Source organism: Mesorhizobium sp. M0244 (assembly GCF_040321795.1).
Classification (GTDB): Bacteria; Pseudomonadota; Alphaproteobacteria; order Rhizobiales; family Rhizobiaceae; genus Mesorhizobium.
In genome coordinates, this window is record NZ_JAMYSE010000065.1 from 25,821 (window position 1) to 36,529 (window position 10,709).

General features: G+C 59.2%; 6 protein-coding genes and 3 pseudogenes. 3 read left to right on the forward strand and 6 right to left on the reverse strand.

The features are described 5' to 3' along the window. Nucleotides 1-101 precede the first annotated feature (101 nt). From NKJ08_RS27995 to NKJ08_RS28005, 3 genes and pseudogenes are all read right to left on the reverse strand, one after another. Nucleotides 102-1,517, reverse strand: a complete 1,416-nt coding sequence (locus NKJ08_RS27995; RefSeq protein WP_352784368.1) for a hypothetical protein — start codon at nucleotides 1,515-1,517, stop codon at nucleotides 102-104. A 1,226-nt stretch (nucleotides 1,518-2,743) separates the two neighbouring features. Beyond that, a complete protein-coding gene (locus NKJ08_RS28000) occupies nucleotides 2,744-3,064 on the reverse strand; it encodes a hypothetical protein (protein WP_352784380.1) in 321 nt (106 codons plus the stop codon). A 182-nt stretch (nucleotides 3,065-3,246) separates the two neighbouring features. Next, nucleotides 3,247-3,975, reverse strand: a pseudogene (locus NKJ08_RS28005) (IS6 family transposase). A 268-nt stretch (nucleotides 3,976-4,243) separates the two neighbouring features. On the opposite strand from NKJ08_RS28005, the pseudogene NKJ08_RS28010 reads away from it, so the two are divergent. Continuing rightward, nucleotides 4,244-4,620 (forward strand): annotated as a pseudogene (locus tag NKJ08_RS28010) (flagellar export protein FliJ). A 200-nt stretch (nucleotides 4,621-4,820) separates the two neighbouring features. Here NKJ08_RS28010 and NKJ08_RS28015 read toward each other — a convergent pair. Further along, entirely contained in the window at nucleotides 4,821-6,740 is a 1,920-nt protein-coding gene (locus tag NKJ08_RS28015; RefSeq protein ID WP_352784371.1) for a potassium transporter Kup, read from the reverse strand. Between the two features lie 84 nt (nucleotides 6,741-6,824). Continuing rightward, a pseudogene (locus tag NKJ08_RS28020) lies at nucleotides 6,825-6,999 on the reverse strand (IS6 family transposase); the annotation flags it as partial. Nucleotides 7,000-7,467: 468 nt separating this feature from the next. Here NKJ08_RS28020 and tyrS point away from each other — a divergent pair. Together tyrS and NKJ08_RS28030 are read left to right on the forward strand one after the other, a co-directional pair. After that, nucleotides 7,468-8,727, forward strand: a complete 1,260-nt coding sequence (gene tyrS / locus NKJ08_RS28025; RefSeq protein ID WP_352784374.1) for a tyrosine--tRNA ligase — start codon at nucleotides 7,468-7,470, stop codon at nucleotides 8,725-8,727. A gap of 323 nt (nucleotides 8,728-9,050) precedes the next feature. Further along, nucleotides 9,051-9,329 carry a hypothetical protein gene (locus NKJ08_RS28030; RefSeq protein ID WP_352451797.1) on the forward strand — a complete coding sequence of 93 codons (279 nt, stop codon included), beginning with the start codon at nucleotides 9,051-9,053 and terminating at the stop codon, nucleotides 9,327-9,329. A gap of 927 nt (nucleotides 9,330-10,256) precedes the next feature. Here the strand turns inward: NKJ08_RS28030 and NKJ08_RS28035 are convergent. Continuing rightward, nucleotides 10,257-10,709 (reverse strand): hypothetical protein (locus NKJ08_RS28035; protein ID WP_352784385.1); only part of this gene is annotated, 453 nt, incomplete at its 5' end.

The following is a 10,709-nucleotide window of genomic DNA, read 5'->3' on the forward strand; positions in this document are numbered from 1 at the left end:
TGCGGCCGACGCACGCACGAGCGACATCAGTTCGTCGGCCTCCTCACGGCAGCTGACGGTCAGCGCAGGCGCCATGGCGATCCGGCGAACCTCTTCCAATGTCATCTCCCCATCGTGCGCCCGCACCAGAACCGATAGGTGCTCATGCGTCGATCGTCGACGACATGTCCGTGAATCCCGCGAGCCTGCACGACCGCGAGGGTGTCACGCATCCGCGCCACGCGGTTCTGGCGATCGACCGTTGTGGCCAGGGCCATCTGAAGGCCGTCAAATGCCAGGATTTCCTCGTGGAAATTGTGAGCGGAGCCGTGGTGGGGCAGCGTCAATATACCAACATTGGACGCGTATGGCTGATAGAAATTCATCCAGGGGTCGCGCCGTAGCTTCTGCTTCAGCGCGGAATCTCCCGTTCCGAGCCAGCCCACAGGTTCAATGAAGCCGATGTCCCAATGGGGAAAGTCCTCATAGGGCCATCCGTATCGATGCCAGCGATGATCGTCATCGGCTGGTCGGGTGCTTTGACAATACGGTCCGGAGTAGAGCGACATCGACAGGGCGTTGTGGCCGTGCCCGAAGTGCTCACCGTAGAGATCAAGCAGCACCTTCGTCTTCTCGGGCGAGCAAAGAAATTCGATCAATTTCGCGGCGAGCTTTTCCTCGTTGCCGCCTCTGATCCTAAGGGCCTTTGTGACCGCTCGCTGAAAGCGGGAACGAACGGCCTTGTCGACCGGATGCACATAGGGGAGCAGGATCCAGTCGCCGATCTGCCACTGTGCAGTTTCATAATAGCGCCACTCCAGTCGCATGAAGGAGCCGGCGCCGGCAAGAACGGCGCCGTCGGCGGCTTCTGACCTCGCTTCGCTGGCGGCCGTCAAACCTTCCGGGACAGGTCCTCTTGGCTTACGCAGGTGGTGGGCAAGCCGCGTGCCGGGCTTTTTCTTTTCCGGCAATGCCATCGCATCCCGGCGATCGTCACCCCCGCCGTCGTCGATCGGACCATCGGGCTCCATCGGCCCGCCCGGCCGCGGAGCATCACCATCATCCGCCTCGAGAAAGATGACGTATCTCGCGCCGCGGTCCAGCCACCAGCCCGCCGGATTGCCGAAGTACTCGCGAGCGGATGTCGAAACGGCGCCGGACTCCGTGTCAGCGAGAATGAAGATCAGTCGCTCGATGACGTCGAGATACGGCACGACGACGGTCTCTGCTGGTGCAATGGCCTGCAAGTGTTCGATGCCGTTGGAGTGATCAGAGTGGAGGTGGGATACGAAGAGAATGTCCGTGCGTCCCTCGCAACTCAGCCGGTGCGCGTTTAATGCGCTCTTGAACGCGTTGCCGTGCTCGGACCCGCAGTCATAAACGTACCGGAAGCTCTTAATCTCCGTATAGCCTTCCAGCTCCGCACCAGTTCTTGGTGGCTCGAAGACCTGAATGTGTCCCGTGTGGAAACCACCATGTCCAACGGCATGTTGTACGCGACTGACGCACGCCCTGAGCACGATTGCCCGCCCCCCCAATTTTCTTTCCTGAAGCTTATAGCAGCATTGCTTGCCAAATCTTTGCTAGTCGTGGAATCGCGTGACGGTGCTCCAGTCTGCACCAGTTCTTTCCGATCGAACGGGGCGGTGGCGCATGAAGACGCTGCCTTAAACATTGTCTGGCGCTCACGGCACGAACTGACCTCAAGGGGGTCTAAACATGCCAGCACGCTCTCATGTTCACGTTCTGTGCTCGAAAAGTCGCATAAAGAGGCAGTCTGGAGTTGAAAGTTCAGGACCCAAAGGGGCCTCATTTCATTCCATTGAACCCGCCTTGGCCGGATAACCCTTTGCGACGTAGCTAAGAAGGCGGCTTCATAGCCGAGCGCGATGGCGAAGATGCGCTAGTCTAAGTCTAGACGCATCTGTGAATTTTTGCATGCGCATCGCTGCCGACAACGCCTGGCATGATTGTCCTGCTCGAAAACGGCTGCGGCGATCGCGGCAACGCGATCGATGCGATCATTTAGACAGAGGCCTCCGCCTGGCATCGAGCAACATGCACGGAGGTACGCAAAGCGCAAATTGCATCAAGTATTTGATGGGACGAGCCCCCCGCGCAAAGAGCTTGCGCTGCGTCCATCGTGCCGCCGAACTGGGGGCGTGACGATCGACCACGATGGCCTATTTTTTTTGCAAAGTCGAATGTCCCGATTCCGAAGGCAGGGAAAAACTCCGACCACAGCGAAGAATAGTAACAACACGGGCGACGCAAGCCGCCTTGCCCTCTAGCAGGGGAGGTGGTTGCGGTGCTCTCACTGACACGAGATCGCAAATGGCACGTGGGTGAGCAACAGAACTGGCGACGCCCATGGTGATCGGCTTGACTCGCTGGAGGAAGCACAAGGTCTCGGCGGGCGCAGGCGCAAGCGACGGGTCGAGGCTGGCCACCGCGGTATCTGATCGAAGCGTAGTCGGACAAGCAAGCGGCGTAGTGCCCTACCTCGATGTTCCTAGAAGCGCGCCGGCAGCCTGGGCGGGGGGCTTGGGGTTAGACTGCCGGCGCACGCCACTCATGAAGAGCGGCCTCTTTTCGCGGTTCGGACACCCATAGTCAACCCGGCAACGTCTGGATGCCCGCTGTGCTCTTTGCAGAGCGGCGATGCCGGCATATCGGCCGATCCTGTCTAGGATGGTGGGCCACTCTCGTCGGCCGAGTTGATGCTCCAGCCAGTATCGCCTTGCCGACCAGCATGAGTTCGCCGTTAGCAATCCATCGTCGCGAGCCGAGACCGAGGTAAAAAGCGCGTGTTATCGACTATGTAGCTGACGCTCCCGCTGACGCCCTCGAGTGCAGACGCTATGGCCCGTTCGCACATCTTGTGAATAGTACTGCCCCATGCACCTGAAACCGCCTCCTGGGACCAGGCTTGCTCAAGCCCTTCCTTCAACACGATTGATCCGACGCCAAGGGAAGCGGTTTCGAGGTGCCGCAGCGCGTCCATGATGATGGCCGCCGCGGGGGCCTCGCGGACTTCGAGAACCTTTTCACCGGTTGAGATGTGTTCGAGCCCGGTTATTGAAATACTGGCTCTTGCGGATTCTGATCGACTTCAGTGCTCGTCGCGATCGATGCCGCAGGCCATTTTTCTGCAGCAAATGACCTTTCCGAAAGTTTGCGACAGAACCCGCCGACGCCGCTCTCATCGAAGCGGATGAGGCTCAGCGGCCTCCCACCGTTGCCGGCCGAGGGCTGCTGCTGCAGAATTCATGCGGGCGTTCCAGTCACGGCCTTCCATTCGGCGATGGCTTGCAGGCGATGAACATGTATGGCGAGAGCAGAACGTTTGGGGCGGGGCGGGACGAAGAGGTTGCGGAGGGCTGACAAGGTCGAGACGAAGCGTTGCAGGCCTCCCGGCGATCGGACCCCCTGCATCATCCGCTCCCGTTTCGCGGCGGCACATGGGAATTCTCCGCTCTGTTGTTCAACCCCTTGTGCGACCGGTGCCTCGACGTCCGGCATCACCTGTCGCTTTGCCGCTCCATACGAGCGCAGCTAGTCGGTGATCATGCGCTTCGGCGCGAGCCCCTGCTTCTTCAACAGCCGCGTCAGCAAGCGCTTGGCGGCCTTGGTGTTGCGGCGGTTTTGCACGATTTCGTCCAGCACATATCCATCCTGGTCGACGGCGCGCCACAACCAAAGCTTTTTGCCGGCGATGGTGACGACCACTTCGTTCAGGTACCAGACATCATTCCGGCACGGCGGCTTGCGGCGCAAGCAGCGAGCGTAGTCCGGCCCGAACTTGATGCCCCACCGGCGAATTGTCTCATACGAAACCACGATGCCGCGTTCCAGCAGCATTTCCTCAACCAGGCGCAGGCTCAGCGGAAACCGGAAATAAAGCCAGACCGCGTGGGCGATAATAGGCGGCGGAAATCGGGGGGCGTGTAGCTGACGGCGGGCGTATTCATGCCCCCCGGCGTCTATGTCGCAAATCTTGGCGATTGGTTTGTGTGACAAGCCCGCCGCAGGTCTCAACGCGTTCATATGCAGACAATGTGAAATCGCCCTATTCCGCCTTTTTTTACCGCTCCTTAAGTCCCTCGCTCGCATGCTTGTCGATGCCATTGAACTCATGGCCATCGGCCAAGGATTTGGAAAATACCTCTCGCAGCAGAAACCGTGAGAGTCGCTGTAGGCCTAACGTTAAGGGGCTGGGAGAGAGCGGTTTGATTGGACGAAATGTGTACCGGAGTACCGAGTCATGAAGCCACGAGGTAATCTGGTCCGACTGAAGCAATTTCAGGTGAATGAGAAGCGGCGACAGTTGCAGCAGCTAGACATGATGATTGCCGATTTCGAACGCATGGCGCGAGAACTGGACTTCCAGATAAACGCCGAGGAAACGAAGGCCGGCATCTCCGATATCAATCATTTCGCTTATCCGACGTTCGCCAAGGCCGCCCGCCTACGTCGTGACAACCTCAAGAATTCGCAATCGGCCTTCTGCGGCAGAGAACCACAGCCGAGCCATGCCTCGCCGAGGCTGAAGCAGAGCTCTCCAAGGCGCAAATGCTAGAATCGCGCAGCGGCAGAGGCCACGACCTCGAACCCGGCAACCGAAGCGCCATGATCGGCTGAGCCGGACGGCTTCAGCGCGCCTCAATTCGCGACACCCGACTGGCCGTTGGCGCGTGTGTCGCCGCAGCGTGACAGCCGTCCCGGCCAGCTATCGCTGCATCAAGCCGCTGAAACTTTACAGTACCGGGCGCGCTGCTACCTCAATTTCTTTACCGCTCAATCAATGTGACAGCACCGATTCTTCTCAACCGCGGCATGCCCTAAATCGTCACCTGCGTCCCGATCTCGACGACGCGTCCGGTCGGGATCTGGAAATATTCCGTCGCATCTGCCGCCGTGCGCGCCAGCCCGATGAACAGCTTGTCCTGCCAGGCCGGCATGCCGGAATTGGGCGAGGCTTTGAGCGAGCGCCGCGACAGGAAGAACGACGTCGTCATGATGTCGAACTTCCAGCCCTGCTTGCGGCAGATGGCCAGCGCGCGCGGGATGTTGGGCTGCTCCATATAGCCGAAGGTCAGCGTCACGCGCATGAACAGCTCGTTGACGGTCTCCATCTTGACGCGCTCGCTGTCGGGCACGACAGGCTGCGGCGCCGTCACCACCGAAAGGATGACGTTCTGTTCGTGCAGCACCTTGTAGTGCTTGAGGCTGTGCATCAGCGCGGTCGGCGCGCTCAGCGGATCGCTGGTCAGGAACACCGCGGTGCCCGACACCAGATGCGGCTTCTTCTTCAGCAGATTGCCGGCAAGGAAATCCAGCGGGATCTCGTTCCGGCGCGTCTTGTCGAACAAATAGCGGGTGCCGCGGATCCAGGTCCACATCGCCAGCACAATGGTGAAGGCCACCGCCAGCGAAGCCCAGCCACCTTCGAACACTTTGACGATGTTCGAGGCAAAGAAGCCGATGTCGATGAACGCGAATACCACTGTCAGGGAGATGGCCAGCCAGAGCTGCCATTTCCAGATGCGGCTCATGATCACGTACAGCAGCACCGTCGTCACCAGCATGTTGCCGGTCACCGAAATGCCGTAGGCTGACGCAAGCTTGCTGGATTCGCCAAAGCCGACCACCAGCAGCATCACCACCAGCGCCAGCAGCATGTTGACGCGCGGCATGTAGATCTGGCCGGACTGTCTTTCCGACGTATGCAGGATTTCCAGGCGCGGCAGCATGTTGAGCTGCACCGCTTGCCTGGTCAGCGAGAAAGCGCCGGAGATCACCGCCTGGCTGGCGATGACGGTCGCAGCGGTGGCGAGAACGACCATCGGAATTAGCGTCCAGCCTTCGTTCATCTCGAAGAAGGGATGACCGACCACTCCGTTTTTCGCCAGCACGAATGCGCCCTGCCCGGCATAGTTCAGCAGCAGGCAAGGGAACACGATTGCCAGCCAGGCGAGCACGATGGGCTTGCGGCCGAAATGGCCGAGGTCGGCGTAGAGCGCTTCGGCGCCGGTGACGGCGAGGAAGATGGCGCCGATCGTCACGAAGGCGACGTCGGGTGAATTGATCAGGAAGGCGACGATATAATGCGGGCTGACTGCCAGCAGGATTTCCGGATCGGCGATGATGTGGTTGAGACCGGAAAGGCCGATGGCCAGGAACCAGACTGCCGTGATCGGGCCGAAGATCAGGGCGACGCCGCCGGTTCCAAACCGCTGTGCCGAAAACAGAATCGCCAGGATGACCAGCGTCAGCGGCACCACATAAGGCTGGAAGGTCGGCGTGACGACGTTCATGCCTTCGACCGCCGACAGCACCGAGATCGCCGGCGTGATGACTGCGTCACCAAAAAAAAGCGAGGCACCGACGATGCCGATGCCGAGGATCACCGCCGAGCGGGTCGGGAAACTGTTGCGCGCCAGCGCCATCAGCGACAGCACACCGCCCTCGCCGCGATTGTCGGCCCTGAGCACGAACATGATATATTTGATGGTGACGATGATGGTCAGCGACCAGATGATCAGCGACAACACGCCGAGGATGTCGCCACGGTTGGCGACTTCGCCCCCCGACGATGCCACCAATGCCTCGCGGAAAGCATAGATCGGGCTGGTGCCGATATCGCCGTAAACCACGCCGAGTGCGCCCAGCATCAGCACCTTGGTGCTGTGCTGCTCGACCTCAGAATGGCTCGATTGTTCGACGGGTTCTGCCTCGTTACCAGCATTGGTAAGGGCCATGGACGACACTCCGATAAGCGCGCGGTGCTCTACGCTTGCTGCACTGCAATATCAAGTGCCGTCACGTAATGGCTCCGTATGCGGACCGCATTTGTTGCCCCACCGGCGGATTGTCTCATACGAAACCACGATCCCCCTCCAGCGCCATTTCCTCGACCAAACACAGGCTCAAGGGGAACCTGAAGGAGAGCCAGACCGCATGGGCGATGATCTGCGGCAGGAAACGATGGCGCGTGACGCTCAACCTGCCCGACCTCAGCTGGAGTTTGCGACGGAACCGGGAAATATGCCGGACCAAGCTGACTGGTGACACACGAACGCATTATTGTCTTCCGGTCTGGCGGCAACAGTATCGGCAGGACGGCAAAGCTGACCGGCTGCTGCAGCGAAGCGCAGGTGAAGCGCGTCTGGGCTCGACATCAGAAGGAAAGCGGGAAGCAGGAAATGCTGTCGCAAAAGTTGAGCTCTGCGACGGTGCAAAAGTCAGTTGCAAATCGTCGCGACAGAGGCTCGGCAGCTCCCCGAAGTAGCCATTTCAGATTGGTTGCAGGTGCGGATAAAGTCCTTTATGCATCGGCACATGATCAAGTCCGCGCTCATCGCTGCAATCTATTATGCGACGCTTCCATAAGGAGCGGCGCGTTTCGATCATGCCTTGAAACAAGCCGCCGTCAGGCGGCTTTGTTCATGAGAGGACCCCCTGGCGGCAATACCAGGAGGATTCCCTATGGCACTTCCCGATTTATCAACCGGTCATTCCGAACCATGTTCGGCGGCTTTGAAGACGCTCATTGAGCGCGGCTATGTAAATCAAGGGACCGACCTGCCGGGTGTCGATGCCGCCTTTGAAGCAGGCGTCGTACCCGCTTACGCTGGTTTCGATGCGACGGCTGACAGTCTTCATGTCGGCCATCTTCTTCTGATCATGGCGCTTCGTCATCTTCAGCAGACTGGCCATAAACCCATCGTTCTCATTGGGGGTGGGACCACCCGCATCGGCGATCCCAGCTTCCGTTCGGAGGCGCGGCCGATGCTGACGGACGAGCGGATCGCCGCCAACATTGAAGGGATCAGAAAGGTCTTTGACCGTCTCCTTGTCTTCGGAGACGGCCCGACGGATGCCGTGATGGTGAACAATGCCGACTGGCTGGACAGCATTCGTTGGATCGACATGCTGAGAGACGTCGGCAGGCATTTCTCCGTCAATCGGATGCTCTCTTTCGACAGTGTGAAGTCGCGGCTGGAAAAGCAGGAGAACCTGAGCTTCTTAGAATTCAACTACATGATCCTCCAAGCGTTCGACTTCCTTGAGCTATCCCGCCGGACCGGTTGCCGTCTGCAGATGGGTGGAGCCGACCAGTGGGGGAACATCATCAATGGCATCGACTTGATACGGCGGACGGATGGAAAGGAAGTCTTCGGAGTGACTACGCCGCTTCTGACGACTCCTTCAGGTGTCAAGATGGGTAAGACGGCTGCCGGAGCTGTGTGGCTCAACGAAGATCGCCTTTCGCCATACGATTACTGGCAATTCTGGCGTAACACGGAAGACGCTGATGTCGTTCGGTTCCTGAAGCTTTTCACCGATCTGCCGATGGACGAGATCGAGCGATTTGGACAGGCTGAAGGAACCGAGCTAAACGCCGTCAAAGAACGTCTCGCCAACGAAGCTACGGCCCTGGCACATGGAACTAACGCCGCCAAACAGGCGGAGGCCACGGCTAGCCAAGCATTTGGGCAGGGCGAAGCCGCAGAGGGGCTACCGACGCTTCATCTAAATGACGCCGAGGGCTTGGCCGGAGTAGCCCTTGTGGATTTGCTGGTACGCGCCGGATTGACCTCCTCCAAAGGGGAAGCGCGAAGGGCGATCTCGGGACGAGGTGTGCGGATCAACGGCAACGTCGTCGAGGTTGATACAATGATATCGTCCCAAGACCTCCCGATCCGGCTTTCGCTCGGCCGGAAGCGCCACACTGTTGTAAAGTAGGGTTTCAGCAAGATGCTGTCGCAGAAATTCTGCCCGCTTAGCGGATATTGCAGACATTCGCGTCGAGTTCCCTGAGGAATGTCGAGAGACATTCCCCAGGGGGTAGTTAAGGCCGGGCAAAGGCAGCAAACTGGCCGGGTGGGTGATTGGCTACTATATTACGTGATGCATTAACATGTAGGAGGTCGAGCAGCATTGTCACGCTTCCATGCGGCAATGGGCGGGCCGTTTCCTTTGATGTGATCGGCATTGACGGCGACCGCACACAAGGTGTCCACCTATTTTGGTGACGCCTCATGCATCAGAGCACTCAACAGTAAAAGGTGCGGGGAAATTCGCGCTTACTAATTAACTGCCAAGCGACACACGTTTCGCGCGCGGATCTGCAGATCATCTTGCGGCGCGCGGCATTGATGCTCAGAAACGTCGCCGGCGTGCCGCTGGAACCGGCCACCGAGGACGCTCTCAACGCCATTGCTGCCGAAATGGAAATCGGCCGGGCGGACCTCATTCAGATCGTGCTGCGGGAATGGTTGGAAACGAACGCCTATCTGCCCGTGCGCGAAATCGATGAGGAGAATGAAACGGACGGGAGCGCGTAAATGCAAACTTCCGCGATCACGCTATGCACGGCGAAGCTGCGACTCATCTATCGCTAAGGCGCGGCGGACCTGATGGCCTGTCGTATTCGTCGATGGCCATGGTTCGAGCGATAGGAACGCGGAACGCCTCCGTGGCGCCCCGAATGTCGTCATCATATACGGCTTGTACGCGTCCCCAACTGCCGCAGCTTTCATCGGCTGCGCACTTCGCCATCCGGACTTGAGACAGTGCCGGCTCTGCTTCGGTGCAACGTCCGCGATGGCGGCTCGATTCCTGGGCCAAGACTCCATTTTCGGGCGGCAATTCCAGCACCGACCTTGACCGAGTCATGCCGCATATCTGTTGGATGTCGCATCGTCGTAGCCCCGCTAAGCCGACCAGGCCTCCCGACCGCCGGATCGATAATGATGATCGCCTCTGGAGAATTGTTCTTGCTGTCGAGCGCGATGGTCTCCACCGTCTTGCCGTGCTCTATTTCCGCTCAGTCATGAGCAACGCCAGCCAGCCTGTCGACACTTTCGACGAGGTCCCGTGCCTTATCTGCATCGTGTGAAGGCTTTGTGGGTTCGCTCGGGCCGCGCCATCCCCAGCCTATCTTCCTTCACGCCCAACAGCGAAGCATCCAATGCTAATTCGTGAAGCGTCGAGAAAACAAAATTTGACTGGCAATCAAGTTTCTGTGGCGCGACCTTTCGTGGATGCGACAGCCAAACAGCCTGACTTCCCCACTGGGAATGCTTGCTGCCTCGACCTCTCTCCGGCCGGCCGAACGCCCTTTGCGGTGCCGGCCGACACGTTCCGTGCCGGTGCCGGAGCCGAGGAGAGCCCGAGGCCTTCACCATCATCAATCCGCTATATGGGCCATGCGCTCAACAACGCGCTGCAGGACACAGGACGTGCCGTCCCACAGGGATTATTGAATCCCGTTAGGATTTAAACGCCATATCCAATCGCAGCCATCCGCTGAACGCAGCTATCGCCGTCGACGCGAACATCGAACAGAACCGACCCTGCGGTTTTTTCCGCAGCGTCAGCCACACGATCGCAGAACGGTCGATTGAGGTAACAGGCACAGCAATAATCGTGTTGGGGAACAACGGAGAACTTAGATGCGCGTCGGTAAACGGGGACACCGCCCTTTTGGTGGCGGAATTGGCTGCGTGGAATGCGTCTCCGCTGAGTTCCGAAGTCGGAGCCCGCACCTCGGCATCGCCGACGGCGTCGAAGATTTCCAGGAAATCATTATCCGGCATTCCTAATATGCCGCCTCGCGTTTTGCCCTGAAAGCCGAGCCAGCGCTGATCCAGTTCGCGGAGTCTTCGCCCATGCCGTTCGTCAATGGCATCAAGGCTTCGCGGGAGCGTGTCGTCGCTCGGGAC

Excerpts from the sequence above, each read along its gene's own strand:
- NKJ08_RS28015 (WP_352784371.1), bottom strand. The coding sequence starts at position 6,740 with ATGGCCCTTACCAATGCTGGTAACGAGGCAGAACCCGTCGAACAATCG.
- tyrS (WP_352784374.1), top strand. The coding sequence starts at position 7,468 with ATGGCACTTCCCGATTTATCAACCGGTCATTCCGAACCATGTTCGGCG.